24 protein-coding genes and 2 pseudogenes are annotated in these 25,704 nt (G+C 69.9%); 18 read left to right on the top strand and 8 right to left on the bottom strand.

Annotated features, from left to right (window positions below):
- Positions 1–485 precede the first annotated feature (485 nt).
- A pseudogene (locus BMY74_RS23530) lies at positions 486–1,009 on the top strand (IS3 family transposase); the annotation flags it as partial.
- Positions 1,010–1,156: 147 nt separating this feature from the next.
- Here BMY74_RS23530 and BMY74_RS23525 read toward each other — a convergent pair.
- Entirely contained in the window at positions 1,157–1,741 is a 585-nt protein-coding gene (locus tag BMY74_RS23525; RefSeq protein WP_143091678.1) for a GNAT family N-acetyltransferase, read from the bottom strand.
- Between the two features lie 585 nt (positions 1,742–2,326).
- On the opposite strand from BMY74_RS23525, the gene BMY74_RS45170 reads away from it, so the two are divergent.
- The gene (locus tag BMY74_RS45170; protein WP_177229880.1) at positions 2,327–2,464 is read left to right on the top strand and encodes a hypothetical protein; all 138 of its coding nucleotides are present in this window, start codon (positions 2,327–2,329) and stop codon (positions 2,462–2,464) included.
- A gap of 55 nt (positions 2,465–2,519) precedes the next feature.
- Here BMY74_RS45170 and BMY74_RS23520 read toward each other — a convergent pair whose 3' ends face one another.
- On the bottom strand, positions 2,520–3,356 hold the full coding sequence (locus tag BMY74_RS23520; protein ID WP_245786319.1) for an aminoglycoside phosphotransferase: 837 nt from the start codon (positions 3,354–3,356) through the stop codon (positions 2,520–2,522).
- A gap of 103 nt (positions 3,357–3,459) precedes the next feature.
- Positions 3,460–5,241, bottom strand: coding sequence for an N-acetylglutaminylglutamine amidotransferase (locus tag BMY74_RS23515; protein ID WP_089919516.1), 1,782 nt, complete (start codon positions 5,239–5,241; stop codon positions 3,460–3,462).
- A 160-nt stretch (positions 5,242–5,401) separates the two neighbouring features.
- On the opposite strand from BMY74_RS23515, the gene BMY74_RS23510 reads away from it, so the two are divergent.
- The 3 genes from BMY74_RS23510 (at position 5,402) to BMY74_RS23500 (ending at position 8,995) form a co-directional block, all read left to right on the top strand.
- Positions 5,402–6,817, top strand: a complete 1,416-nt coding sequence (locus tag BMY74_RS23510) for an amidase family protein (RefSeq protein ID WP_089919514.1) — start codon at positions 5,402–5,404, stop codon at positions 6,815–6,817.
- A gap of 130 nt (positions 6,818–6,947) precedes the next feature.
- Complete coding sequence (locus BMY74_RS23505) at positions 6,948–8,387, top strand: MFS transporter (protein WP_177229879.1); 1,440 nt, start codon at positions 6,948–6,950, stop codon at positions 8,385–8,387.
- A 116-nt stretch (positions 8,388–8,503) separates the two neighbouring features.
- Positions 8,504–8,995, top strand: a complete 492-nt coding sequence (locus tag BMY74_RS23500) for a fumarylacetoacetate hydrolase family protein (RefSeq protein ID WP_089919511.1) — start codon at positions 8,504–8,506, stop codon at positions 8,993–8,995.
- A 6-nt stretch (positions 8,996–9,001) separates the two neighbouring features.
- On the opposite strand, the gene BMY74_RS23495 is transcribed toward BMY74_RS23500, so the two are convergent.
- Both BMY74_RS23495 and BMY74_RS23490 read right to left on the bottom strand, forming a co-directional pair.
- Positions 9,002–10,459 carry a DHA2 family efflux MFS transporter permease subunit gene (locus tag BMY74_RS23495; protein WP_089919509.1) on the bottom strand — a complete coding sequence of 486 codons (1,458 nt, stop codon included), beginning with the start codon at positions 10,457–10,459 and terminating at the stop codon, positions 9,002–9,004.
- A 118-nt stretch (positions 10,460–10,577) separates the two neighbouring features.
- Complete coding sequence (locus BMY74_RS23490; RefSeq protein WP_177229878.1) at positions 10,578–11,171, bottom strand: TetR/AcrR family transcriptional regulator; 594 nt, start codon at positions 11,169–11,171, stop codon at positions 10,578–10,580.
- Positions 11,172–11,317: 146 nt separating this feature from the next.
- Here BMY74_RS23490 and BMY74_RS23485 point away from each other — a divergent pair, with 146 nt between their 5' ends.
- The 13 genes and pseudogenes from BMY74_RS23485 to BMY74_RS23425 all read left to right on the top strand — a co-directional run bounded on the left by BMY74_RS23485 (position 11,318) and on the right by BMY74_RS23425 (position 23,072).
- Complete coding sequence (locus BMY74_RS23485; protein ID WP_089919504.1) at positions 11,318–12,118, top strand: IclR family transcriptional regulator; 801 nt, start codon at positions 11,318–11,320, stop codon at positions 12,116–12,118.
- A gap of 127 nt (positions 12,119–12,245) precedes the next feature.
- The gene (locus BMY74_RS23480) at positions 12,246–13,142 is read left to right on the top strand and encodes a VOC family protein (RefSeq protein WP_089919502.1); all 897 of its coding nucleotides are present in this window, start codon (positions 12,246–12,248) and stop codon (positions 13,140–13,142) included.
- 60 nt (positions 13,143–13,202) lie between these two features.
- Entirely contained in the window at positions 13,203–14,558 is a 1,356-nt protein-coding gene (locus BMY74_RS23475; RefSeq protein WP_089919500.1) for an aromatic ring-hydroxylating oxygenase subunit alpha, read from the top strand.
- A gap of 14 nt (positions 14,559–14,572) precedes the next feature.
- Positions 14,573–15,115 carry a 3-phenylpropionate/cinnamic acid dioxygenase subunit beta gene (locus tag BMY74_RS23470; protein ID WP_089919498.1) on the top strand — a complete coding sequence of 181 codons (543 nt, stop codon included), beginning with the start codon at positions 14,573–14,575 and terminating at the stop codon, positions 15,113–15,115.
- Positions 15,116–15,148: 33 nt separating this feature from the next.
- Positions 15,149–15,463 carry a bifunctional 3-phenylpropionate/cinnamic acid dioxygenase ferredoxin subunit gene (locus tag BMY74_RS23465; protein WP_089919496.1) on the top strand — a complete coding sequence of 105 codons (315 nt, stop codon included), beginning with the start codon at positions 15,149–15,151 and terminating at the stop codon, positions 15,461–15,463.
- A 7-nt stretch (positions 15,464–15,470) separates the two neighbouring features.
- Positions 15,471–16,730 (top strand): NAD(P)/FAD-dependent oxidoreductase, encoded by a 1,260-nt coding sequence (locus BMY74_RS23460; RefSeq protein WP_089919494.1) that lies wholly within the window; start codon positions 15,471–15,473, stop codon positions 16,728–16,730.
- Positions 16,731–16,775: 45 nt separating this feature from the next.
- Entirely contained in the window at positions 16,776–17,624 is an 849-nt protein-coding gene (locus BMY74_RS23455) for an alpha/beta fold hydrolase (RefSeq protein WP_218159706.1), read from the top strand.
- Complete coding sequence (gene hcaB, locus BMY74_RS23450) at positions 17,624–18,433, top strand: 3-(cis-5,6-dihydroxycyclohexa-1,3-dien-1-yl)propanoate dehydrogenase (protein ID WP_089919492.1); 810 nt, start codon at positions 17,624–17,626, stop codon at positions 18,431–18,433. The genes BMY74_RS23455 and hcaB overlap by 1 nt, the downstream gene beginning before the upstream one ends.
- Before the next feature lie 65 nt (positions 18,434–18,498).
- The gene (locus BMY74_RS23445) at positions 18,499–19,926 is read left to right on the top strand and encodes an amidase (RefSeq protein WP_089919490.1); all 1,428 of its coding nucleotides are present in this window, start codon (positions 18,499–18,501) and stop codon (positions 19,924–19,926) included.
- 112 nt (positions 19,927–20,038) lie between these two features.
- A pseudogene (locus tag BMY74_RS23440) lies at positions 20,039–20,563 on the top strand (ATP-binding cassette domain-containing protein); the annotation flags it as partial.
- A 227-nt stretch (positions 20,564–20,790) separates the two neighbouring features.
- Positions 20,791–21,771 carry an ABC transporter permease subunit gene (locus BMY74_RS23435; RefSeq protein WP_089919487.1) on the top strand — a complete coding sequence of 327 codons (981 nt, stop codon included), beginning with the start codon at positions 20,791–20,793 and terminating at the stop codon, positions 21,769–21,771.
- 45 nt (positions 21,772–21,816) lie between these two features.
- On the top strand, positions 21,817–22,215 hold the full coding sequence (locus BMY74_RS23430; RefSeq protein WP_089919703.1) for a GntR family transcriptional regulator: 399 nt from the start codon (positions 21,817–21,819) through the stop codon (positions 22,213–22,215).
- The gene (locus tag BMY74_RS23425) at positions 22,212–23,072 is read left to right on the top strand and encodes an ATP-binding cassette domain-containing protein (RefSeq protein WP_089919485.1); all 861 of its coding nucleotides are present in this window, start codon (positions 22,212–22,214) and stop codon (positions 23,070–23,072) included. The genes BMY74_RS23430 and BMY74_RS23425 overlap by 4 nt, the downstream gene beginning before the upstream one ends.
- Positions 23,073–23,224: 152 nt before the next feature.
- Here the strand turns inward: BMY74_RS23425 and BMY74_RS23420 are convergent, their stop codons facing one another.
- From BMY74_RS23420 to BMY74_RS23410, 3 genes are all read right to left on the bottom strand, one after another.
- Positions 23,225–23,998, bottom strand: a complete 774-nt coding sequence (locus BMY74_RS23420; protein WP_089919483.1) for an MBL fold metallo-hydrolase — start codon at positions 23,996–23,998, stop codon at positions 23,225–23,227.
- 19 nt (positions 23,999–24,017) lie between these two features.
- Complete coding sequence (locus BMY74_RS23415) at positions 24,018–24,812, bottom strand: alpha/beta fold hydrolase (RefSeq protein ID WP_089919481.1); 795 nt, start codon at positions 24,810–24,812, stop codon at positions 24,018–24,020.
- A gap of 409 nt (positions 24,813–25,221) precedes the next feature.
- A complete protein-coding gene (locus BMY74_RS23410) occupies positions 25,222–25,686 on the bottom strand; it encodes a peroxiredoxin (RefSeq protein ID WP_089919480.1) in 465 nt (154 codons plus the stop codon).
- Between the last annotated feature and the right edge of the window lie 18 nt (positions 25,687–25,704).

Genomic DNA, 25,704 nt, shown 5'->3' with positions numbered 1-25,704 from the left:
GGCACCCAACTGCACCGCCGTGACCTGCTGCGGCGACGTTCCTGCAGGTCAAGCTGTGGTTTGATCCACCCTGGGGGTCAAGGGTCGCAGGTTCAAATCCCGTCGTCCCGACGGTCTGAATCAGCCCGCTGATTCTGGGTGAAAGCCCAGGTCTGCGGGCTTTTTCGCGCGCTCGAAATGATCATATATTGATCATCATTTCCATGATCAACAATTAGATGAAGGAGTGAATCCGGAGCCGCTCACTCCTTCTTTTTGGACTAACGCCAAATGGGGTCACCACGAACGGGTGAACTTGCTGAACGGGTCTGAACAGGCGTCAACCAGCCCGAGCCGGCCCTGCCTGCCGCCAAGCTGCTGTGACGATCTGCGCTTCTACGGGAGAAGAAGTCGATCACGAGGAGGCCGTGAGTGTGCTCGAACGTCCTTGTGTCGACCTGCGGAGTGGTGTCGCTGCCGCAACGTACGGCAACGGGCATGAGTTGGAGTTCCACCGACTGAAACCGAACGAACTGTGGGTCACCGACATCACCCAGCACAGGACAAGAGAAGGATGGCTCTACTGCGCCGCGGTCCTCGATGCGTTCAGCCGGCGGATCGCGGGCTGGTCGATCGACTCCGCACAGGACTCAACCCTGGTCGTCAACGCACTCGACATGGCCATCCACAACCGGCGCCCCGAGCCCGGCGGCATCGTCCACGCCGACCACGGAACCCAGTTCACCTCCTGGGTCTTCGGCGAGAAGGTCCGCTCAGCCGGATTGCTGCCGTCCTCCGGAAGCGCCGGCGACGGCCTCGGCAACGCGATGATGGAATCCTCTGGTCATCGATGCAGATCGAGCTACTGAACCGCCAGAAATGGAAGACCCGCGTAGAGCTGGCCAACGCGATCTTCGACTACATCGAGATCTTCCACAACCGCCGCCGACGGCACTCCGCCCTCGGCTACCTCACCCCAATCGAGTACGAACTACGCTCCGACCACGACACCATCACCGCTGCCAGTTAGCCACGACGACTGGAACCCTTCCGGTGGGGCAGGTCAAAGATGTCACCTAACGGTGCAGCAGACCCGTCCGTCGTCCTGGTACAGGCTATGGCGCGGAACTCCAACGTCGACGTCGTGCCCTCATGGAGAGCAGGGCGTCGACGTCGCCTACCCGCTGATGCGCCGCCAGAAGACGATTTTGTCGTCACTTGGTCCGTAGAACTCCCGGATCGTGGCCTCTTGGACGAATCCACGAGCGAGGTAGAAGTGACGAGCACGCCGATAGGAGTCCGTGCTCGACGTTTCTACGATGAGCACTCTGGCGATGGACTCGCCAGCGCTGGTCAGGATGGTTACAACGTGATCGACAAGCGCACTTCCCGCGCCGCGTCCGTGAACGGCAGGATCGACCGCGAGGAAGTAGAGGTTCCACACCCGATCTGCAAATGGTTCGGGAGCCCAGTAGCACGCCCCCTGGATCGCCGGATTGGCTTCGGATACCGCCACGGCCCACTGGTGCTCGGGCATCGTGGCGTCGAGATAGCCCGACAGCATCTCGTCGAAACCGGTCATGTCCTCGGGTGCGAACATGTTGTTGATCAACGCGAGGTCGCGGACCGCGGAACGGTCGGCACGCGTGAGAGGACGAACGTGAAGAGAGGGGGCTGCCAAGGCAGGTCCTTTCGCTGACACAGCACACCGAAGCGATTGCGCGGTGAGCCGTTGTTGCAAACGGTTGCGGATCTTGCGCAACTGCAGAGGTTCGGTCCTGCGGAGATATGGCGCCGAGGTGGTCCGAAGGACCAGCTGGTCAGGCCATGTGTGCGTGGATCATGAAGCTCCTGTGTCAGTGAAAGGCCGTGTCCTCATCGCAGCCTAGATTGACGCACAGTTCTGTCTCCAGCGGGTTTCTCATCACGAGTGGGTCCTTCGGCACCGTACGCCCGCATCGCCGGTGATGCCGATCGGTAAGCGCATCCCGCTGGAAAGCCGGCGGCACTGCGAGTTTCGTGTGGTGATCGCGCCGACCGGATCAGCGTCAGCTAGCCCGAACCGCCCGCCGACAACGCGGATCACGGACATTCTGTGACGAGTGGTACGGCTTTCTAGGAACCGCCTCAACCACCGGAAACCTTTGCGTCTCAGCCTGACGAGGCCTGGCACCGCGTGGACCACGACCGCGCGGTCGTGACATGGCCGAGCACGCCGGCCGGATCAGCGCATGGAGCCTGTGGCAGGCGGTGCTCTTCACCGACCTCGTCTGACTCATCGAGGACGTCGTGATCAAGGAGCCGCACAGGGCGCCGAGTTCGGTCCCGACTTCACCACAACCTCGCCTTGCACCGGCCGGTCGGCCACCCTCTTGGGCTGCTCGGCACCATCCTCCGCAAGGCCGAACGCGACCTCGAGATCTCCCCTGCGGTCACGAAGCGCTCGTTGACCGAGAAGGAACCGTTGATCGGCCTCGCGTCGTAGATTCGGTTCGGTCGCAGGTTCGAATCCTGTCGCTCGATGGTCTGAATCAGCCCGCTCACAGGCTGTCGATGTGCCTTCTGAGTGGTGCGGCGAGGTCCGGGTGGTGTCCTCTGTCGATGCGGTGGAGCAGTTGGGCGGCCACGTAGAACTGGGCCAGCAGGCCTGCGTCGGTGGTCAGCACGTCGGCGAACACGCTTCGCACCCGCTCGGCCGTGTGCGGTACGAGGAGGCTGTGGCTGAGCAGGGTGGCGGCGTCCGTTCCCGCTGGACCGCGGCCCCATGTTTCCCAGTCCAGCAAGCCGAACGCCGGAGCCATCAGGTTCGCCCAGTGCAGGTCGCCGTGCACCGTCTCCCATTCGCGCACGACGGGATTCACCGAGTTGCCGAACTGCTGTTGGATGCGGCCGGTGACCAGGGCTTGATCCGCGTGGACGCGGTGTGTTGGCATCGCCGCTGTCGACTTGGTCGTTCTGCACAGTTTTGCCCACCACTCGTCTGGGAGGTCGATCGGGTGGCGCAGGACGTTGCTGCGGGAGCAAGGCGAGCCTGGCAGTGCCGTCATCAACTCTGCTCGCTGGTGCCGTTCGTCCTCCCACTCGAAGACGGCGACAACGCGAGGCTTGGACAGGTCTGCGAAGGCGTTCGCTTCGAGGTTGCCGGTCCATGACTCGCCTTCGACCCACTGCCTGTCCTCGGACACCACTCGTAGCCACAAGTGGTCGCCGCGGCCTCGTACTGGTGCGCTGATCGACCGGTCCTGGCGGCCGAGGCCGGGGTCGCCGAGGACGGTGAGCCCGAAGTGCTCGGCGGCGTGGGCGAGGTTGTCGTGCATCCACCTCCGGAAGTGCGCGTCGGCCGCGCTGAGGCGTGAGTGGTCAGGTTGTTCTGGCACGGGATCCCTTCACCTCGAGCATCCCCCGCCGCTTGTTCTACTGGTTGGAATTCCTCCAAAGCGAGACGCCGCAGAGTGTTTACGTCTTTCGAGTACGTCGGGGTCAGGTGATGTTGTGTTGCTGCAACCACAGTTCCAGCACGCCGAGGTGCCACAACTCGTTGCCGCCCGCCTTGGTGGCGTGGCCGTTCGGGTCGGCCAGCAGGTCGTCGACGTAGTCGCGGCGGAGGACGCCGCGGCGGCGTGCTTCCGGTGAGGTCATCGTTGTCCGCAGCAGGTCGAGGACCTCGCCGTCGAGCCTCGTGAGGGCCGGTACGGGGAAGTAACCCTTCTTGCGGTCCACGACTTCGAGCGGCAGCAGGTCGCGGCCGATGTCCTTGAGCAGGCCCTTGCCGTTCTGGTCCGACTTGAGGTCCGGCGGGCACGCGGCGACGAGTTCGACCAGGTCCTGGTCCAGGAACGGGACTCGTGCCTCGACGCCCCACGCCATCGCCATGTTGTCGACCCGCTTGACCGGGTCGTCGGGCATCAGGAGGTGGGTGTCGGTGCGCAGGACGGCGTCCAGTGCCGTGTCCGCGCCGGGGTCGGCGAGGTGGGTGGCGGCCAGGTCGCCGCTCACGTCGTGGCGGGGGAGCCAGTGCGGTTCCAGGACTTGTGTGAGTTCGTGGTGCTCAAGGTCGTGGAACGCGTTGCGCAGGACGTCGGCTGCTTTGCGCCTTGGTGCGTTCGCGGCGGGCTGGTGGTAGCGGTAGCCGGCGAACACCTCGTCGGCGCCCTGGCCGCACTGGACGACCTTGACGTGCTTCGAGACCTCGCGGCACACGAGGTGGAACGCGGTGACGTCGTGGCTGCCCATCGGCTCGCTCATCGAGCCCACGGTGTCCTCGACCGCCTTGGCGATCTCCTCGTCGCCGATGCGGATCTGGTGGTGGTCGGTGCCGAACTTCTGCGCGATCGCGTCCGAGTAGACGAACTCGTCGCCTTCGACGTCGTCTCGGCTCGTGAAGCCGATGCTGAACGTGCTCGGCTTCTGGCCTTCCGCTGCGAGGAGCGCGACCAGGAGGCTCGAGTCGAGGCCGCCGGAGAGAAGAACACCTACGTCCACATCGGACACCGTGCGGCGACGTACGGCTACCTGCAGTGCTTCGCGGACGGCCTGTCGCCAGTCCTGGGCCGTCCAGTCCGCGTACTCGGGGCGGCGCGTGTACGACGGCTGCCAGTAGACGTGGTCGCGGGGAGCCTGGCCGCGTTCGAACACGCGGATGGTGGCGGGCGGGAGTTTGCGCACTCCACGCAGGACGGTGCGCGGGGCGGGAACGATCGAGTGCCACGTCAGGTAGTGGTGCAGGCCGACCGGGTCGAGTTCGGTGTCGACGCCACCGCCCGCCAGCAGTGCGGGCAGGCTCGAGGCGAACCGCGTCCGTCCGCTCATCTCGGCCACGTAGAGCGGTTTGATGCCGAGGCGGTCGCGGACGAGGAGCACGCGGTCGCGCCGGCGGTCGACGAGGGCGATCGCGAACATGCCGACGAGGTGGTCGACGAACCGGTCGCCCCAGTGGTCGTAGGCCTTGAGGATCACCTCGGTGTCGCTCGTGGACCTGAACCGGTAGCGCCCCGACAGTTCTTCGCGCAGCTGCTCGTAGTTGTAGATGCAGCCGTTGAACGCCACGGCGAGCCCGAGTTCGTCGTCGACCATGGGCTGCGCGCCGGCGTCGGACAGGTCGATGATCGACAGCCGCCGGTGCCCGAGCGCCACGTGTCCTTCCGACCAGTGGCCTGCGCCGTCCGGACCGCGCGACCACATGGTGCGCGTCATGCGCTCCACCGCGCTGAGATCCGGCCGGCCCGCCTGGTCGGTGACGATCTCACCGGCGATTCCGCACATGGCATCTCCTCGGGATGTTCGGCTGACAGTGGTCATCCGGGTACCCCGGAACGCCGATGACCATGTTCCACCTGTGGTCTGGCTCGCGTGTGAGCAAGACCACGGCCACTTCGCCCGCCTGCCGGTTGCGCGCGCGGACCGGCGGGCGGGCAATGGACGCATGCAACTGTCGGCCGCCGATCTCGACCGGGCGACCATCCCGCTGCTCGCGCGCCGGATGGCGGACGGCGAGCTCACCTCGTCCGGTCTGACCCGTGCCTACCTGCGCCGCATCGCCGAAGTGGACCGGGTGCTGCGGGCCGTGCTCGCGGTCGATCCGACCGCCGTGCGCCAGGCGGAGGAGAGCGACCGCAGGCGGTCACGCGGTGAGTCACGCGGGCCGATGGACGGCATTCCGGTGCTGCTGAAGGACAACATCGACACCGAGGGGCTCGCGACCACCGCCGGGTCGCGGGCGCTGCGCGTGCCGCCTCGCGCCGACGCCGAGGTGGTGACGCGCCTGCGGGCGGCCGGTGCCGTGGTGCTGGGCAAGACGAATATGACGGAGTGGGGCAACTTCCGCTCCCCGCAGGCGACTTCGGGATGGTCGGCGGTGGGCGGGCAGACGGTCAACCCGCACGTGCTGGACCGCACGCCGTGCGGGTCGTCGTCGGGCTCGGCCGTCGCGGTCGCGGCGTCGCTGGCGCAGGTGGCGGTCGGCACCGAGACCAACGGGTCGATCGTGTCCCCGGCGGGGCATTCCGGCGTCGTCGGGTTCAAACCGACGCCCGGCAGGGTCGGCAACGCGGGCATCGTGCCGATCACCTCGCTGCGGGACACGGCCGGCCCGCTGGCGCGGCACGTCGTGGACGCGGCGATCCTCCAGGCGGCGATGGAGGGCGCGGACCTCTCGTTCACCCCCGGCACGTTGCGGGGCACCAGGGTCGGCGTGTGGCGCAGGGCCGGGTTCGACCCGGAGGTCGACCGGGTGATGGAGTCCACTGTGGACCTGTTGCGGGAGAACGGGGTCACCGCGGTGGACGTCGAACTGCCGCACCAGGACGTGATCCACGCGGCCGACCGGCCGGCCATGATCGTCGAGTTCCGGCACGACCTGGAGCAGTACCTGCGCACGAGGCCGGGAGCGCCGGGCACGATGCGCGAGCTGATCGAGTTCAACGAGGACGACCCGGTCGAGCTGAGCCGGTTCGGTCAGGAGTTGTTCCACGACACCGGGAAGGCGCGGCCGCTCACCGACCCGGTCTACCGCCACCAGCGGCGCACCGCGACCGGACTGGCACGCCGCAGCATCGACGAGGTGCTCACGGCCCACGGCCTGGACGTGATCATGGCGCCCACCAACGGGCCTGCGTGGCCCGCCCGCGGTGCCGACCCGGCCGGTCCCTGCACCGCGCTGCCCGCGGCGGTCGCGGGCTACCCGAACGTCAGCGTTCCGGCAGGGTTCGCGGGACCGTTACCGCTCGGCGTGTCCTTCATCGGCGGCCACGGAGCCGATGACGAGGTGCTGCGCTTCGCCGCCGCCTTCGAAGACGCGTCACGCGTGCGGCGGACGCCCGCCTTCCTCCCTTCCGTCTGACGCACCGTTCCGCGTGGCAGAACGCGGTGCTTCGTCCACGCGTGCGCTGAATCACATACTCCGGCCCGGCAGAGCACACCGCTCACCACCGGGAACCGCGGAGGCGGTCTACAGAGGACGAGGGTCGTCAATGGAACTCAGCGCCGAGCAGGTGGACAGACCACCCACCGAGCAGTTCGTCTCGTCACGAGGGCGCGTCCCTCTCATCGCGGTGACCGTCGTGATCGGCTTCACCGCCGCCGCGGTCACGTTCATGCTCTCGCCCCTCCTCCCCGTTCTGCTGCGCGACTTCCAGCTCACCGTCGGTGACGTCGCGTGGGTCTTCACGGCGTTGCTGATCGGCAGCGGCGTCAGCACGATCCTGTTGCCGCGCCTGGCGGACGTGCTGGGCGACCGCACGGCCACGGCGCTCGGTCTGGTGTTCCTCGCGATCGGGGCCGCGATCCCCGGCGCCGTGCACACGTATCCGGCGCTGCTGGCCGGCGCGTCGGTGATGGGGGTCGGGGCGGCGACCGGTCAGCTCGGCGTCGGGGTGCTGCGCCGGCACCTCCCCGGCGAGTCGGTGCGGACGGCCGTCGTCGTCACGCAGTTCGCCCAGGCGAGCGGCTCGGGTGTCGGTCTCGTCGCCGGCGGCATCGCCCTGAGCCACATCTCCATGCAGCAGTTCTTCCTGTCCGCCATGGGTGTCTACCTCGTCGTGGCCGTGCTGGCGTGGCTGGTCATCCCGTCCAGTCCGCGCGATCGCACGGTGGTCTTCGGGGTGGGCAACGTCGTGGGGCTGGTGGCCTGGCTGGTGCTGCTGCTCTACGGCATCAACACGGCCGGCTCGGAGGGCGTCACCTCGCCCAAGGCCATCGGGTTCGCCGTCGTGGGTCTCGCCGGCGCGGTCGTCTGGGCCGTGCTCGAGAAGCGTTCCCAGGCACCGGTGTTCGACCTCGCCCTAATCCGGTCGGGCACCGTGGCGAGGACCATGCTGGCGGGGCTCACGATCGGCATGGCCATCCAGTCGGTCACCTTCCTCATCCCGTTCTACGTGCAGACGCCGAACGCCGTCGGGTACGGCTTCGGCTACGACGCGCTGAGCACCGGCCTGATCCTGCTGCCGTACTCGGTGGTCGGCGCCGTGGCGGGTATCGCGGGCGGGGTGATCGCGGCGCGCACGCGGCCGCTCGTGGTCGCCGGGATCGGCGCGGTGTGCCACGCGGTCGCGGCGCTGGTGCTGATCACGAGCATGCCCGGCGCCTCGGCGACGTCGTTCTTCGTGGCGGCGTGCGTCTACGGCGTGGGCAGCGGCATGGTCGGCGTCGGCCTGTTCGCGTCGATGCAGAGCTGCGTGCCGCAGAGCCTGACGGGCATGGGCACGAGCATGGTCGGGATCATCGTCACGATCTCCGGGGCGCTGGGCCCGGCGATCTACTCGACCATCCTGCAGTCGAAGAGCCTCGCCGCCGCTCCCGGTGTGCCCGCCGAGGACCGGTTCCAGATCTGCCTGGCCGTCGCGATCGTCTGCGACGTGCTGGTGGCCGCCATCTGCCTGACGGCACGCCGCAAGGCCGCACCCGCGAGCTGACGACCGAACGCGGGGACGGGGGTGACCCGTCCCCGCGTTTCCGTTCGCCCGCATCGTGTTCCGCACAACGGCACGGTGCGCTCGTCCGAATGCCCGCCGCCGAGCAGAGTTGGCCCATGACAAGAGTCATCCACACGGCGTTCATCGGCGGCGACATCGTCCCCGCCGAGCTGGTGCCGCAACCGCACGTCACGGCGGGAGTCGGCTTCGTTCTCAAGGAAGACCTCGGCGACGGCCCTCTCGACGACGCGCAGGTCCGCGAGGCGATCGCCTACGGCGTCGCCGTGATCGAGGTGTGCGGCGGCCGGGGTGCCTTCGTCACAGGACCGCGCCGCGTGGCGTTGCGGGACTTCGACCCGACGCAGGTGCGGATGTCGTTGCACGTCAACGGAACCGAGGTCGCGACCGGCGGCGCCGCGGACCCCCTCGGTGCGCTGGCCCTGCGGGCGCGCGCCTCCCGTGACCGCGGCAACCCCTTGCGCGCCGGCGAAATGGTGTTCACCGGCGCGCTCGGTCCGCTGTGCGCTCTCGTCCCGGGTGACGTGGTCACCGCGCACCTGTCCGGTCTGGGCGCGGTCAAGATGTACTTCGGGCACCGGGAGCCGTGACCCGGGCTAGCCGGCGCTGCGGCCCGGTAGGCGCAGCGCCGGCACGACGGCCAGTACGGTCAGCACGACCGGCAGCCACGACAGGGTGGCGAACGCGTCGGCCAGCGCGGGTCCGAGTTCGGCCCGCGCGGTGTCGTCGAGTTCCACCAGGGCCTCGACGCCGCGTCCGCCGGTGACCTCGTCGAGCCGCAGCTGCACCAGCACCGCGACGACGGCGGTGCCCAAGGCGCCCGCCACGTACTGGTTGATGCTCATGAGCGTCGAGGCGCCGGGGATGTCCGCGTCGCGCAACGTCACGTAGCTTGCCGTCGTCAACGTGGTGGCGGCCGCCCCGACACCGACGCCGCGGACGAACCAGGTCGCCGACAGCCACACCTCGCTCGTGTCCGGTCCCAGGAACAGCAGCGGCAACACTCCCAAGAGGACCATCACGAGACCGGACAGGACGAGCGCACGCGCGCCGAACCTCTCCAGCAGGCGTCCGGCGAACAGCAGCACGAGCATGGCGCCGAACGCCGACGGGGCGACCAGCACCGCCGACCTCAGCGCGCTGGCGCCGCGGGCGAACTGGAAGTACAGCTGGATCAGGAAGAGGACGGCGTTGGTGCCGGCGAGGTAGAGGAACAACGACGCCCCGGCGCCGCGGAACGCCCGGTTCTTCCACAGCCGCAGGTCGACCAGCGGGTGGTCCGCGCGCAACGCGTGGAAGACGAACCCGCCCAGCAACACGACCGCGAGCCCGCCGCTGATCACCACCGGCGGGGTCAACGCGGGTGAGTTGCCGAACTCGGTGAAGCTGTACACCAGCAGCGCGAGGCCGGGCGGCAGCAGGCACAGGCCGACGACGTCGATCTTCCGCGACCCTCCCGGTTCGCCGCGGTCGAGCACCACCGCGGCGAGGGCGAGCGCGATCACGCCGACCGGCAGGTTGACGATGAAGATCCACCGCCACGAGAACGACGACAGGATCAGCCCGCCGAAGATCGGTCCCAGCAACGGGCCGAGCATCGCCGGGATGCCGACGACCGCCATGACCCGTCCCAGCCGCGCGGGCCCGGCGTGGCGGGCGAGGATCGACTGGCCGGTGGGCAGCAGCATCCCCCCGCCCAGCCCCTGGAGCACGCGGGCGACGATCAGCAGAGGCATCGAGTTCGCGAGTCCGCACAGCAGCGAGCCGATCAGGAACAACGCCATCGACGCGATCCACGACCGCTTGAGGCCGAACCGGTCGTTCGCCCACCGCGTCAGCGGCACGACACCGGCGAGCGCCAGCAGGTAGGCGGTGCTCACCCACTGGACGGTCGACAGCGACGTGTCGAAGGTGCGGACGAGGGTCGGCAGCGCGACGTGGACGATCGTCGTGTCGAAGATGGCCACCAGCGAGCCGAGGACGGTCACGCACGCGATCAGCGTCATCCGGCGGTCGAACACGCGGGGGCGCGGCTCCGTGGAGGTCGAGCTCACCTGTGGACACTCCTCCTGGTCGGCCGCCGGTCGCCGGCGGCGGCAGGAGCAGTGTGCGTCGCGCGTTCGTCCTGCGCCGCAACGGTGTTCCGGCAGGCAGAATGACGCGGCCGACGTCTCAGCGAGGGGCGAGCCCGTCGATCAGCAGCTCCATCGTGCGGTGCACGTCTGCCCGGCTCTCGTGGTAGTCGGACGCGAACGTCATGCCGATGACCAGGGCGACTAGTTCCTCGGCGGTGAGGTCGGCACGGATGCCGCCCGCCTGTTGCGCCGGCAGCAAAAGACGCGCGACGACCGGTACCACCTGTGCCCGGCCCTCCCGCGCGTTCGCGTTCGGATCGCTCTCGTGCAGGCCCTGGGACAGCAGGACGGTCAGCACCCGGTGCGACTCGACGCTGAAGTCGATGAACTCGCGGAGCCAGTGCAGCAACGCGTCCATCGGCCCGTGGGCGGCGCTTAGTTCGGGCGCGCGGTCGAGCACCGTCAGCATCCGCGAGCGGTACACGGTCTCGAACAGGTGCATGCGGTTCGGGAAGTGCCGGTACAGCGTCGCCGGGGCCACGCCGGCACGCTTCGCGACCTCGTCCAGCGAGACGGCCGGGCCCTGCTCCTCGACCAGGGCGTGCGCGGCCGTGACGATGCGGTCGATGCTGCGCCGGGCGTCGGCGCGCAACGGGCGTGCCGGTGCGGCGGCGCGGAGGTCGTCCGTCAACTCGTCGTTCCTTCCCTCTTGCGCAGTGAGCACCGTCACCTTAGTGTGACGGCGAACTGAGAGTACTACTCCGACTTAAGGGGCGGTCGATCCGGCGGCGGGCATCGTCGCCTCCTGGTGCGGGACTTGCGGAAAGAAGCGTCAACGTGGACGAGCAACGGCAAGCAGTGGTGACCGGCGGGCGCGAGCCGTCCGCCAAGAGCGACACGTCGGTCGGCAAGGGGCTGTGCGTGCTGGACGCGCTGGCGACGTCACGGGCGCCGCTCGGCGTCTCGGAGATCGCCCATCGCACCGGGATGGCCAAATCCACCATCCACCGCCTCCTGATGTCGATGATCTCCCACGGGTACGTGGCGAAGGTCGACGACCGGTACTCGCTGGCCGACCGCGTGTTCGAGGTCGGCAACCGCGTCCAGGTCGGCGAGGTCGGCAACCTGAGGGAGTCGGCGGCGCCGTACCTCGCGGAGCTGTTCGCCCTGACTCGCCAGACAGTCCACCTCGGTGTCCTCAATGGATCGGACGTGCTGTACGTCGACAAGGTCGCGGGAACGAGCAGTCCGCGCATGACGACGCGCGTCGGCGGCCGGCGCCCGGCGTACGCCACGGGGCTCGGCAAGGCGCTCCTGGCGTTCGCGAGCCCGCCGGTCGTGAAGCAGACGCTCGCCGGTTCCTTCAAGCGCTTCACGGCCTACACCGTTCCCGACGCGCAGCGGATGAAGCAGTCGCTGGTGCGCGTGCGGGAGACCGGCGTCGCGACGGACTACGAGGAGTCCTTCCTCGGCGTCGCGTGCCTGGCGGCACCGGTCTGGAACGCCGACGCGACCCGCGCGGTGGCGGCGATCTCCCTGTCGTGCACCGTTTCCGGTCGTTCCCCGTCGCGGTACCGCACCGCGCTGAACGACGCCGCCCGCCAGCTCTCGGCCGCGTTGGCGAGCGGGTCCCGCTGACATTCCGCCTCGCGGAACGCGACGCTTTGCGCGTAGGTAAAAGCCTTGCAGGATAAAGGAATCACCGCCAGGTACGCGCCCGCTCGGGCCAGCCCTGTGCAGGGACCCAACTCAAGGAGCAGCCACCGTGGGGTACATCAAAGCGCTGGGCTACATCGGGATCGGGGCGAGGGACCTCGACGCGTGGGGCGAGTACGCGGCCGACGTCCTCGGCCTGCAGGTCACGCGCGGCCGCGACGACCAGGACGTCGAGACCCTCTTCCTGCGCATGGACGAGCGCCACCACCGCATCGCGGTGCGATCCGGGGACGACGAGCTCACCTATGTGGGCTGGGAGGTGCCCAACGAGCTCGACTTCGACGCGCAGGTGGCCGACCTGGAACGGCAGGGCGTCGCGGTGAAGGAGGACGCCGGGCTCGCCTCGCTGCGCGGTGTCCAGCGGCTCGCGCGCTTCACCGACCCCGCGGGGTTCCAGCTGGAGCTCTTCTTCGGCGCCGCGGTCGTCGCCAGCCCGTTCGTGTCGCCGACGGGCGTGCGGTTCGTGACCACCGACCCGGCCGGCAACGACCTCGGGGTCGGGCACGTCGTGCTGCAGGCGCCGAACACCGACGAGATGATCGACTTCTACCTCAACGTCCTGGGCTTCAAGGTCAGCGACTACATCGTCATGAAGCAGTACGGCATCTCGCTCACCTTCACGCACGTCAACCCTCGCCACCACTCCCTGGCGTTCGGTCCCGCCGAACCGGGCAGCAAGCCCGTGCTCAACCACTTCATGCTCGAGATCGACACCCTCGACGGCGTTGGCCGCGCCCTGGACCGCGTGCGGGAGAAGAAGATCTCGCTCACCGCGGCGCTCGGGCGGCACACGAACGACGGGATGCTCTCGTTCTACATGGAGTCGCCGTCCGGCATCGGTGTCGAGTACGGCACCGAGGGGAAGCTCATCGACGACGAGACCTGGACCGTCACCGCGTGGGACGCGGCGCAGCTCTGGGGTCACGACCGCTCGCACACGCACTGATCCCCGGCCCAGCCCCCGAACCCCGGGCCGCTCCGCCGTGCCCGCAGCAAGGAGACCAGCATGACCGACGTCCCCAGCGTCGTGGACCGGCTCGACGACCTCGTCCGCCTCGACACCGGCGAGCTCGACCGGCGCATCTTCAGCGACCAGGAGATCTTCGACCTGGAGATGAAGAACATCTTCGGCCGCGCCTGGCTGTTCCTCTGCCACGACACGCAGATCCCTAAGCGGGGCGACTTCTTCGAGGCGCCGATGGGATCGGACAACGTGCTCGTCGTGCGCCAGCGGGACGGGAGCATCCGCGCGTTCCTCAACACCTGCTCCCACCGGGGCAACGCGGTCTGCCGCGCGGAGGAAGGCAACGTGCGCAACTTCATGTGCACGTACCACGGCTGGACGTTCGGCCTCGACGGTGAACTGGTCGGCGTGCCCGGCAAGTCCATCTTCTACAAGGACAAGCTCGACCTGTCGAAGCACCCGCTGCGCAAGGTCGCGCAGCTGGACACCTACCGGGGCTTCGTGTTCGCCACGTTCGACGAGACCGCTCCGCCGCTGGAGGAGTACCTGGGCGCCACGGGCCGCCTCGGCCTCGACCTGATCGCCGAACGCGGCGACATGGTGGCCGTTCCCGGCGTGCAGAAGTTCACCGTGCAGACGAACTGGAAGTTCACCGTCGACAACGTCTTCGACTACTACCACCCGCAGATCACGCACATGTCGGCGTTCTCCGTGGGCCTGATCCCCGCGCCACCGGACGACTTCGTCGAGGGCGGCGCCAAGTCCGACACGGGCGCGAACCTCGAGGTCCCCTTCCTGCCGACGGACCTGCACAACTTCGTCGTGGTGGGGGAGTACGGCCACGCGATCTCCGGCCCGGACCAGGAATCGCTGGAGGTGAGCGCCGGCCCCGAGCCGTTCGCGTGGCGGCACAAGCCGGAGGTCGAGGAACGGCTGGGCCGCCACGGCGGTCGGGTCGCCGGTCACCCCCACATCTTCCCGACCACCTGGGTCACGACGAACGCCCAGCTGAGCCTGCGGGTCCCGCGCAGTCCGGACGTCACCGAGATCTGGTGGTTCTCCTTCCGGGACAGGAACGCCTCGCAGGAGGAGCAGGCCGCGTCGCTCGACTCGCAGATCCACTTCTTCGGACCGGCGGGGATGCTCGAGCAGGAGGACGGCGAGAACTGGGCGCAGTCGACGCTGCAGACCAAGGGGCTCCAGAGCCGCGAGGTCCCGCAGTTGCTGAAGATGGGCCTGGGCACGTCCGAGGTCGTCAAGGAGGACGGGCTGGCCTTCATGGACGCGCCGATCAACGAGCACGCGCAGCTGTGGACCTACCACGCGTGGCGTGAATGGCTGCGCAACCCGAGCTGGGAGGAGTTGCGCGAGCGCACGATCCCCAGGGACCGCTACTAGGCCGAGGTGGACCGATGACGATCGAAGCCCCGTCCGCCACGCAGTCCACAGTGGACGCGATGGTGGTGCAGCACCAGGTCGAGCAGTTCCTCTACCACGAGGCGGCCCTGCTCGACAGCCACAGCTACGAGGAGTGGGTCGCCCTCTTCACCGACGACGCCCACTACTTCATGCCCCTGCGGCGCACGATGACCCGGCGTCAGCTCCACCTGGAGTTCACCAAGCCCGGGGAGATGGCGTACTTCGACGAGAACAAGACGTGGCTCGAGACCCGCGCGGCGAAGTTCGCCACCGGGACGTCGTGGGCCGAGGACCCGCCGTCGCGGACGCGCCACCTCGTCACCAACGTCCGGATCGTCAAGGACGACGGCCACGAACTGGCCGTGCACAGCAACTTCCTGCTCTACCGCACGCGGCTCAAGAACGACGTCGACCAGTGGGTCGGCCGCCGCGAGGACCGGCTGCGCCGCGTCGGCACCGGCCTCGCCATCGTCAAGCGGTTCATCTACCTCGACCAGACCGTCCTGCAGTCGGGGAACCTCAGCACGTTCTTCTGATCCGCAGCCAGCACCGACCGAAGGTTTTCGACCATGCCCTGGATTCGCGCCTGTTCCGTCGACGAGCTCGACGACGGTGATGCGCTTCAGATTCCGACGAACCCGCCCGTCGCCGTCTTCCGGGCGGACGGGGAGTTCTTCGCCCTCGACGACACGTGCAGCCACGGCCAGTCGTCGCTCGCAGACGGGTACGTCGAGGGCGACCAGGTCGAATGTGCCTGGCACATGGCCAAGTTCGACCTGCGGACGGGTGCCGCGCTGACGCTGCCCGCGACGAAACCCGTGTGCACGTACCGGGTCAAGGTCGACGGTGACGACGTCTCGGTCGAAGTCCCCGATCGGGTGTGAGCGCCTGATGCGCAGATCGAGTTGCGTGATCGTCGGCGCCAGCGCCGCGGGCATCTCCGCGGCCGTGGCGATGCGCCGGCTCGACTACCGCGGCAGGATCACGGTCGTCGACGCCGACCCCAACCCGCCGTACGAACGGCCGCCGCTGTCGAAGTCGCTGCTCGACGGCACGGCCGGCGGGCTGGTGCCCATCCTGCCGTGGTCGACCTACGACGACCTCGAGATCGACCTCCGGCTGGGCGAGCGGGTGACCGCGATCGATCTCGGCGCGCTCCAGGTGCGCCTCGGTGGCGGCGACCGGCTCGACGTGGACCGGCTGGTGCTCGCCACCGGTGTCACGGCGCGACGGCTCACCGTTCCGCACGCCGACGCGGACAACGTGGTGAACTTGCGCGACGCCGCCGACGCGTGGCGGCTGAACTCCCTGCTCACGAGGGGCGGTCCGCTCGTCGTGATCGGCGCGGGGTTCATCGGGCTCGAACTCGCGGCGGTCGCGCGGCAACGCGGCATCGACGTCACCGTCGTCGAGGCCCAGCCGCACCCGCTCGCGCACGTCGTCGGGTCCGAGGTGGCGAGCCTCGTCGTGGACCTGCACCACGGGCACGGCGTGCGCCTGATCACCGGTGCGACCGTCGAACGCTTCGTCGCCACCGGAACGACGGTCGAGCAGGTCGTCCTCTCGACGGGTCGGCGGATCGACGCCGCGACCGTCGTCGTCGGCGTCGGTGTGGAGCCCCGCACCGAGCTCGCCGCGTCGGCCCGCGTGGACGTCGACCGCTGGGGCTTCCCGGTGAACGAGTTCGGCCAGACCAGCAGGGCGTGGATCTTCGCCGCCGGTGACGTCGCGAGCCAGGCGCACCCGCACCTGCCCGCGCGCGGGCGCCTCGAGCACTGGGACGTGGCGCAGCGCCACGGCGAGGCGGTGGGCTCGACCGTCGCCGGGGAACCGGTGCGGTACAGGGAAGCCCCCTACGCCTGGTCCGACCAGTACACCGGCACGTTGCAGATCGTCGGACGCCCGCGCGGCACCGACCAGGTGGTGCTCCGCCGCGGAGCGACGCCGGAGCGGTTCCTGGCCTTCTGGCTGCGGGACGGACGGGTCGGGGCCGTCGCCGGCATGGACGCGTCCCGCGAGATCGGCGTCGCCCGCCGCATGGTCGCCGCGAACGTGCTGGTGGACAGCGATGTGCTCGCCGACGCCGCCACGGACCTGCGCGGCCTCCTGAAGCCGCGCCGCACCCGCACGACCGAACAGCTCGCGGGCTGACGCGGTCGAGCCCCACCAACCGAAAGGCATCGCGCAGTGACCTCCGTGACCACGGACCTCAGCAACGAGTCGACCTACCGCCTGGTCGACACCGCCGACTACCGGATCCAGATCAACGAGGCGGGGCAGGGACATCCGCTGCTGATGATCCACGGCACCGGCCCCGGCGCCACCGGCTGGTCGAACTTCGAGCCCAACATCCGGGCTCTCTCCTCGTCGTTCCACTGCATCGCCGTGACCATGCCGGGCTGGGGCGACTCCTGCGAGCAGAGCGTGACCACGGGACGCGACCAGGGCCGCGCGGCGCTGCAGCTGATGGACGCGCTCGGCATCGACCGGGCCGCGATCATCGGCAACTCGATGGGCGGCGGCATCGGCACGATCCTCGCCACCGAGCACCGCGACCGCGTCTCGCACCTGGTGATGATGGGCGCCGGGATCTGGGGCCCCAGCGTCATGTCGTCCAACGGCCTGTCCGAAGGCATCCGGATCATCTTCGACACCTACGAGGACCCGTCGGTCGAGAACTTCGAGAAGCTCGTGAGGGTCATGTGCTACGACCCCGCCTTCGCCACCCGCGAGCTGGCAGAGGAGCGGTCGCGCACCGCCCTCGCGAACCCCGCGCACCTGAAGAACTGGCTGGAGGTGATGCGGTCCGGCATGGGAGCCCACGGTTTCCTCGAGGCGGCGCAGAAACTGGCGCAGTGCGACGTGCCGACGCTGGTCGTCCACGGACGCGACGACCGCACAGTCCACTTCGAACTGAGCCTGCGCGCGCAGGGGATCATCCCCGACTCCCGGCTGCTGATGTTCAACCGCTGCGGGCACTGGGCGCAGCTCGAGCACGCCGACGAGTTCAACTCGACGGTCCGGCACTTCCTGGAGACCCGCTGATGGCTCGGGACGGCCGGCTGGCCGGTCTGTCGACGCTCGTGACCGGGGGCGGGTCCGGGCTGGGCCGCGCGATCGCGGACCGGTTCGTCGCCGAGGGCGCGACCGTCACGGTGCTGGAACGCTCCGCGGCCAAGATCGAGAGCCTCGTCTCCGCGCACGGCGACCGCGTCCGCGGCGTGCGGGGTGATGTCACGTCCGCCGCTGACAACGCCGAGGCGGTCAGCACGGCCGTGTCGGCGTTCGGCGGCCTCGACACCTTCGTGGGCAACGCCGGGCTCTGGGACTTCGGCCGCGAGCTGCGGGCAATGAGCCCGCAGGAGCTCGAACGCGGCTTCGACGAGCTGTTCGGCGTGAACGTCAAGGGATACGTGCTCGGCGCCCGCGCGGCCGCCGAGGCCGTCGCCGAACGCCGCGGTTCGATGATCTTCACGCTGTCCAACGCGGCGTTCCACCCGCGTGGCGGGGGAGTGCTGTACACCGCGTCGAAGCACGCGGCGGCCGGGCTGATCTCCCAGCTGGCGTACGAACTGGCGCCCCACGTCCGGGTCAACGGCGTCGCGCCGGGAGGGATGGCGACCGACCTGCGCGGACCGGGTTCGATGGCGCTGGACGGCACCGCCATCACGGACGTGCTGCCGGACGCGGACTCGCTGGGCAGGTACTCGGCGCTCGACTTCAGCCCGCGGGCCGAGGACTACGTGGACTCCTACGTGCTGCTCGCCGCCCGCGGTGAGTCGAGGACGGTCACCGGTGCCGTTTTCGACATCAGTTCGGTGGGGACGCCACGGCGTCCGGATCTGCCGGTCTGACGGCGTTTCCGCTGGCGTGAAAAGAGATTTCGTGCCCTCGCAGGCACCTCCGTAGCGTCGATCGCATGGGATGGAGCTTTCACTCGGCCGAGGAACTCGTCGCCGCGATGCGGGCCGGTGCGGTGACGTCGCGGGAGCTGACCGACGAGGCCATCGCCCGCGTCGAGCGCGACGACGTGGTGGTCAACGCGATCTGCGTGCCGGACTTCGACCGCGCCCGTGCCGCCGCGCGCGCCGCGGACAAGGCACGGGCGAGAGGCGAGGACCGGCCGCTGCTCGGTGTCCCGGTGACCGTCAAGGAGTCCTACAACATCGCCGGGCTGCCCACGACGTGGGGCATGCCACCGCACCGGGACCACGTACCGGCCGAGGACGCGGTGCAGGTGTCGCGGCTCAAGGACGCGGGCGCGGTGGTGCTCGGCAAGACGAACGTGTCGCTGGGGTTGCAGGACGTCCAAAGCTTCAACGAGATCTACGGCACCACCACCAACCCGTGGGACCCCGGTCGCACGGCGGGCGGGTCGTCCGGTGGGTCGGCGGCGGCGCTGGCGGCCGGCTTCGGCGCGGTGTCCATCGGCTCCGACATCGGTGGCTCGCTGCGCACGCCCGCGCACTTCTGCGGTGTGTACGCGCACAAACCGACGCTGGGGCTCGCGGCGAGCCGCGGCATGGTCGCGCCTTCCGAACCGGCGCTGCCGATCGACCTCGACCTCGCCGTCGTCGGCCCGATGGCGCGCACGGCCCGCGATCTCGCGCTGGTGCTGGACGTGATGGCCGGACCGGACCCGCTGACGTCCGGCGTGGCGCACCGCCTGTCGTTGCCGCCCGCCCGGCACGACCGGCTCAGCGATTTCAGGGTGCTGGTCCTCGACGAGCACCCGTTGCTCCCGACCGGTGCCGCCGTGCGCGCGGGGGTCGAGCGGGTGGCCGCCGCGCTCACCGGCGGTGGTGCCCGCGTGCAACGGCACAGCGCGCTGCTGCCCGACCTGACCGAGGCCGCGACCGTCTACATGCAACTGCTGGTCTCCGGTTCCGCAGCGCGCTTTCCCTTCGGCCCGCAGGAGTCCTGTGTGGACGACCGGAGTCTGCACGCCGTGCGACTGCGCGCCGTGGAGTTCACCCACCGCGAATGGCTCGAGGCCAACGCCCGCCGCGAAGCCCACCGGCACGGCTGGCGGCGGCTGTTCGCGGAGTTCGACGCCGTGGTCTGCCCGGTCACGCCGACGCCCGCGTTCCCGCACGACCACAGCCCCGACCCGATGCGGCGGCTGATCGAGGTCGACGGCGTGGAGCACCCGTACCTCGACCAGCTCGTCTGGGCGGGGCTCGCCACCATGCCCGGCCTGCCCGCGACCGCCGTTCCCGCCGGTCGCTCCTCCGAGGGGCTGCCGGTGGGTGTGCAGCTCATCGGCCCGGCGTTCGAGGACCGCACGCCGTTGAGGCTGGCCGAACTGCTCGAACGGGAGATCGGCGGTTTCCAGGTACCGAGGTGATGCGCGGGACGTCGCGGTCGCCGCCGCGTTGCCCCCGCGAGTCGAACCTCACCCAGTTCACTATTTGACTAGTGAAAGCTGCTACCTTGCCGTTGTCCGATGACGAGAGGAGGTGGCCGTGACCACGCGAAGGCACCCTGACCGGGCGCTTCCGGTCCTTGCCGAGGGGGTGGGCAAGAGGTATCGCAGGGGCTGGGCGCTGGAGGAGACCTCCCTGGTGATCCCGGAGAACCGGGTGGTGGCCCTGGTCGGTCCGAACGGTGCCGGGAAGAGCACGTTGATGGGGCTGGTCACGGGCATGCTGCGCCCGTCGGCCGGGTCGATCGCGGTGTTCGGGGACGAGCCGAGCGGCAAGGGGCTGCACCCGGCGGTGTCCTACCTGGCGCAGCAGAAGCCGTTGTACCGGCAGCTCACGGTCGCGGAGACGCTGACGTTCGGGGCGCGGACGAACCCGACCTGGGACCAGGGGTACGCCTCGCACCTGGTCGAGCAGGCCGGGGTGCCGATGAACGCCAAGGTGGGCACGCTGTCGGGTGGGCAGCGCACGCGCGTCGCTCTGGCGCTGGCGCTGGGGAAGCGGCCGAGGTTGTTGTTGCTGGACGAGCCGCTGGCCGATCTGGACCCGTTGGCGCGCGAGGCGGTGCTGCGCGTGTTGATGTCCGAGGCGAGGATGCAGGGGATGACGGTGGTGTTGTCCTCGCACGTGCTGGCGGAGCTGGAAGGGGTGTGTGATCACCTCGTGTTGCTCCACAGAGGACGCGTGCTGCTGGCCGGGGACGTGAACCGGCTGAGCGGGGACGGGACGCCGTTGGGCGAGTTGGTGCTGCGGCACATGCGTGCGGCGGCGGCGCAGGAGGTGGCGGCATGATCTGGGCGGCGTTCCGGTTGCAGCGCCTGCAACTGCTCACCCTCCTCGGACTGCTCGTGGCCGGCTCGGTCACCGTCGTGCTGCTGCGGTCCACCATGGTCGACTTCTTCACCTCGACGCGGCTCATCGAGTGCGTGGCGCCGAACGCCGGCCCGTGCCCGGCCTCCCCGGAGGACCTGGACGCGTTCGCCGCGAACTGGGGTGACCTCTTCCTGGTCGGGCGCGTCGTGATCGTCCTCCTGCCGGCCCTGGTCGGCGTGTTCATCGGGGCCCCGCTGTTCGCGCAGGAACTGGAACAGGGCACCCACGTGCTGGCGTTCACGCAGTCGGTGAGCCGCACGCGGTGGATGTTGAGCAAGCTCGTGGTCGCGCTGGTGCCCGCGCTGGTCGTGCTGGTGGTGCTGCAGTACCTGGTCTGGTGGTGGCTGGACGCGGCCGGTGTGCTGGGGCCGCACGCGAACGGTTCGTTCCACGTCCTCAACTTCGGCGTCGAGCACGTCTCACCGGTCGGGTACGCGCTGTTCGCGTTCGCGCTCGGCACCTTCGCCGGGGCGGTGTCCCGCCGCACCCTGGTGGCGATGACCGCGGGACTCGGGGTGTTCGTCGCCGCGCGGTTCGCCCTGTTCGGGCTGGCGAACCGCTGGGTGCCGCGCGAGCGCCGGGACGCCCCGGTCGGCGCGGACGCGGACCTGAGCCAGGGCGGCGGCCTGTGGGTCGGCTCGGGCTGGCTCGACACGGCGGGACAGCAGGTGTCGCCCGACAGGGCCGCCGCACTGACCAGGACCTGCAAGGGGGGAACGGAGACGCAGGAGGCGTACACGGCCTGCCTGCAGCAGTCCGGCGTCGCCAGGCGGTACGTGATCACGATTCCCGAGAGCAGCGCGTGGCTCGCGCACGTGTACGACTTCGCGGTGTTCGGAGGGCTCGCGGTGCTGCTGCTGGCGGGCACCGCCTGGGCGCTGCGGCGGCAGAGCTGAGTGTGGTGGAGGCCTCGGGCAGGGGGAGCACCTATGCTGACGGGCGTGATCGAGTTCCGGATCGACCGGCACTCCGGGGTCTCCACCTACGTGCAGATCGTGCAGCAGGTGAAGCAGGCCATGCGGCTGGGGCTGCTGGCGCCGGGGGACCGGCTGCCCTCAGCGCGGGAGGTGGTGGACGCGACCGCGGTCAACCCCAACACCGTGCTCAAGGCCTACCGCGAACTCGAGCGCGAGGGGCTCGCGCAGGGCCGCCGCGGCCTGGGCACCTTCATCACCAAGTCGCTGGCGTCGGAGGCGACGGCCGGGGACGACGCACCGTTGCGCAAGGAACTGGGCCGCTGGATGGGCCACGCCCGCGAGGGCGGCCTGGTCGTCGAGGACGTCGACGCCCTCTACTCCGCGGTCCGCGACGAGCACTACCCCGCCGAGGAACGATCATGACGCCGTTGACCGCGACCGCCGTGGGCAAGCGCTACGGCCGCCGCTGGGCGGTCCGCGACTGCACCTTCAGCCTGCCGGAGGGCAAGGTCGTGGCCCTGGTCGGCCCGAACGGCGCCGGCAAGAGCACCCTGCTGCGCATGGCCGCCGGCCTGGTCCGGCCCACCACCGGCGAACTCCGCGCCTTCGACACCCCGGTGCGCGGCCGCATCCACCCCGACGTGTCGTTCCTGGCACAGGACCGGCCCCTGCACGGGCACCTGACCGTGCGGGAGATGATCCGCCTGGTCGCGGCGCTCAACGACCGCTGGTCCACCGACCGCGTCGAGGAGATGCTCGCCCTGCAGGCGGGCGTCGACCGCGACGCCACCATCCGCACCCTGTCCGCCGGCACCCGCACCCAGGTCGCCATCGCCCTCGCGCTGGGACGGCTGCCGCGGCTGCTGCTGCTCGACGAACCGCTGTCCGACCTCGACCCGCTGGCCCGCGACGAGACGTTGCGGATCATCATGGCCGAGGTCGCCGACCGCGGCACCACCGTCGTGATGTCCTCGCACCTGCTCGCCGACCTGCGCGAGGTCTGCGACCACATGTTGCTCATCGACGACGGCCAGGTCCAGATCGACGGCGACATCGACGACGTGCTCGCACGCCACCGGATCCTCGTCGGCCCCGCCGCCGACGAGACCGCGGTGCAGGGGGCGCTCGTCAGCGCCACCCGCACCCCGCGCCAGACCACCATGCTCGTCCGCGACCCCCAGCCGACGCCGCACGGGTGGACGGGTACCGAACCCGACCTCGAGTCGCTGGTCATGGGGTACCTGCGCGCCGCACGCGACCGGTCGGCGCGGCGCGACTAGCGCGTGAGTCGAAGTCCGATCCGCGACAGCCGGGCCCGAGGCGTTGACCACCAGTTCGGGCTCCTCGCTCGCCGGGGGACCGGACATCCGCCGGGAGCGGTGGGGGTGGCGGCGGCCGGTCTGGGAGGTGCTGGAGGAACTGACCGGCCTCGTCACGAGGTGAGCGCGGCGTGCGGGACCTCGACCCGCGTTCCCGGCAGCACCAGCCGGACCGCGACCTGGGGGGCGAGCCGGGCGACCGCGTCGGCGTAGTGGCGCGGGTCCTGGTTGCCTCGCGTGATCATCCGGTCGCCCAGTTGCCCGCTGTGGAAGGCGTAGTGCTGCGGGATGGCCATGACCGGGTTCAGCACGGCGGTGAGGGCCGCGGCCTCCTCGGCGTTCATGACGACCTGCCTCATGTTCAGCGGCCGCAGGCACAATCCGTTCGTCGGCAGGAGGGCGAGGTCCACCTGCCCGAACCGGGCCGGGATCTCGTCGAGTTCCGGGACGCGCAGCGAGTCGCCGCCGAAGAAGACCGAGCGGCCGCCCGCCTGCAGCACGAAGGTGACCTCGTGGACGCCGTGCTTGCCCGGGGTGGCGGTCACCGTGAGGTCGCCGGTCGTGGCGGACTCCCAGCTCTCGATCGCCTGGACGTTCCGGAAACCCCTTTGCCTGGCCAGTTCCGCGACGGTTCCCGGCCCGATCACCGGGGTGTCCAGGTCGAAACCGCCCGCGACGAGCGCGTCGAGGTCGCAGTGGTCGTAGTGCTCGTGGCTGATGACGAGCGCGTCGATGCGGCCCAGTTCGCTGACGGTGGCGGCCACGGGCTCGCCGGGGTAGTAGGTCGCCTTCTGGGTGAACCACGGGTCGGTGAGCACGCGGGTGTCGCCGAACTCGATCAGCTGGCAGGCGTGCCCGATGCGGGTCACGGCGAGGGTGGTGTTCATGTGGGTCTCCTGTGGGGGTTCAGTGGTTGCCGAGGTCGAGCAGCGCGCCGAGCAGTTCCTCGGGCGACTCGAGCTGGGGCAGGTGTCCGGTGCGGGGGATCGGGGTGAACGTCGACATCGGGACCGCGGCGGCGAAGGCCTTGCCGTACTCCAGGTCGACGATGCCGTCGCTCTCGCCCCACAGGACGTGGAAGGGGACGTGCACCTGCCCGAGCCGTTCGGCGAGCGTCGGATCGGACATGGCGGGCCCGGTGTAGTTCAGGAGGGCACGCACGTCCGGGCCGGGGCCGGTGCCCGTCGGACGCGGGGCCTTGGCCGGGTCGTGCCAGGAGAGGGCGCTGAGCTCGGCCGGGGAGAGGCCGCGCACGTCCGTGGCGGGGTGTCCGGGGACGTCGAGCCCGATGCCGTTGACGATCACGGCGCCGCTGACGCGCGGGCTGTCCAGCAGGGCGATCTCGGCGGCCAGCCAGCCGCCGAACGAGTTGCCGATCACCGTGACGTCGCTGAGGCCGAGCTGGTCCAGCAGCGCGACGTACGTCTTCGCGAGGCCGACGACGCTGGAGAGCGCTTCCGGCCTGGGGGTGCCCGCGAAACCGGGATGCGTCGGCAGCAACACCCTGGCGTGGGTCCGTTCGGTGAGCAGGCCGGCGAAGCCGGTCATCGTCGCCACGCCACCGCCGCCGTGCAGCAGCAGGTAGGGCCGGGTGCGGTCGCGGTCCTGCACGGTCAGCTCGACCGGGCCCGCGGGGGTGTCGAGCACGTGCGTCTCGGTGCGGGTGGGCCTGAGGCTGCCTGCCTCGGGGGTCGGGGTCATCGTCGCTCCAGGTGTTCAGGTTGCTTATGTAAGGAACCTTAGATCAGGTTCCTTAGTTACGCAAGGCCTGCCTGTGCCCGGAGGAGTGGTGGGTTTGTTCTTGCTGGTCGCGCGAGTGGCGAGAAGGTGTCAGTGCGTTCCGTGTGGCCGGCCGGGGCGCAGGGGCTGGCGAGGAGACGTGCGGACCGGGGGGCGCGCGGATGGCGAGTCGGCGAGGCGGTCCGTGGGGGTGCGGGGGCGCGCGAGGCGGGCGGTTCGTGGGGCGGCGCGCGCGAGGTGGGGCCGGGCTCGGGCGCGTGAGCCGCGTGGTGGCCACGGGGATCGCGTCATGCGCCGGCCATCTGTGTCGCCGGCGGCGGCACGCCCGCCGCCCGTCCCCACCGGGCGACGGGCGGCGGGACCGCGGCCGCTAGGCGTGCCGGGCCGCGCGCTCCCGCAGCACCTCGAGGGCCTGGTCGGCGTGGACGGTGAACTTCAGCTCGCTCTTGACCACGGCGAGCACCGTCCGGTCTGTGTCGATGACGAACGTGTGCCTCTTGGCGTGCAGCGGGCTGAAGCGCCGCCAGACGCCGAACTGCTTCGCCACGGCACCGTCCTCATCGGACAGGAGCGGGTAGTCGAAGCCGTAGGTGGTGGAGAACGCGCGTTGCTTGCTCACGGCGTCGGGGCTGATGCCGACGCGGTGCGCGCCCACGTCGCCGAACTCCGCCGCCAGGTCGCGGAAGTGGCAGCTCTCCGCGGTGCAGCCGCCTGTCATCGCGGCCGGGTAGAAGAACAGCACCACCGGTCCGGAGGCCAGGAACTCGGACAGGGTGCGGGGGTCGCCGTTGTCGTCGGGCAGGGTGAAGTCGGGGGCGGTGTCTCCTTGTTTCACACCAGGTCTTCGGAGCCG

Origin of the sequence: Lentzea albida, assembly GCF_900111005.1 — a bacterium.
GTDB lineage: Bacteria > Actinomycetota > Actinomycetes > Mycobacteriales > Pseudonocardiaceae > Lentzea > Lentzea albida.
Note: the sequence above shows the minus strand (reverse complement) of the source record. Positions and strands in the feature narration are given on the sequence as shown.

Bases quoted from the DNA above. Each gene is read 5' to 3' on its own strand.
- BMY74_RS23435 (WP_089919487.1), top strand. From the start codon at position 20,791: ATGATCTGGGCGGCGTTCCGGTTGCAGCGCCTGCAACTGCTCACCCTC.
- BMY74_RS23425 (WP_089919485.1), top strand. From the start codon at position 22,212: ATGACGCCGTTGACCGCGACCGCCGTGGGCAAGCGCTACGGCCGCCGC.
- BMY74_RS23420 (WP_089919483.1), bottom strand. From the start codon at position 23,998: ATGAACACCACCCTCGCCGTGACCCGCATCGGGCACGCCTGCCAGCTG.
- hcaB (WP_089919492.1), top strand. From the start codon at position 17,624: ATGGCTCGGGACGGCCGGCTGGCCGGTCTGTCGACGCTCGTGACCGGG.
- BMY74_RS23500 (WP_089919511.1), top strand. From the start codon at position 8,504: ATGACAAGAGTCATCCACACGGCGTTCATCGGCGGCGACATCGTCCCC.
- BMY74_RS23505 (WP_177229879.1), top strand. From the start codon at position 6,948: ATGGAACTCAGCGCCGAGCAGGTGGACAGACCACCCACCGAGCAGTTC.
- BMY74_RS23445 (WP_089919490.1), top strand. From the start codon at position 18,499: ATGGGATGGAGCTTTCACTCGGCCGAGGAACTCGTCGCCGCGATGCGG.
- BMY74_RS23460 (WP_089919494.1), top strand. From the start codon at position 15,471: ATGCGCAGATCGAGTTGCGTGATCGTCGGCGCCAGCGCCGCGGGCATC.
- BMY74_RS23470 (WP_089919498.1), top strand. From the start codon at position 14,573: ATGACGATCGAAGCCCCGTCCGCCACGCAGTCCACAGTGGACGCGATG.
- BMY74_RS23515 (WP_089919516.1), bottom strand. From the start codon at position 5,241: ATGTGCGGAATCGCCGGTGAGATCGTCACCGACCAGGCGGGCCGGCCG.
- BMY74_RS23510 (WP_089919514.1), top strand. From the start codon at position 5,402: ATGCAACTGTCGGCCGCCGATCTCGACCGGGCGACCATCCCGCTGCTC.
- BMY74_RS23475 (WP_089919500.1), top strand. From the start codon at position 13,203: ATGACCGACGTCCCCAGCGTCGTGGACCGGCTCGACGACCTCGTCCGC.
- BMY74_RS23465 (WP_089919496.1), top strand. From the start codon at position 15,149: ATGCCCTGGATTCGCGCCTGTTCCGTCGACGAGCTCGACGACGGTGAT.
- BMY74_RS23415 (WP_089919481.1), bottom strand. From the start codon at position 24,812: ATGACCCCGACCCCCGAGGCAGGCAGCCTCAGGCCCACCCGCACCGAG.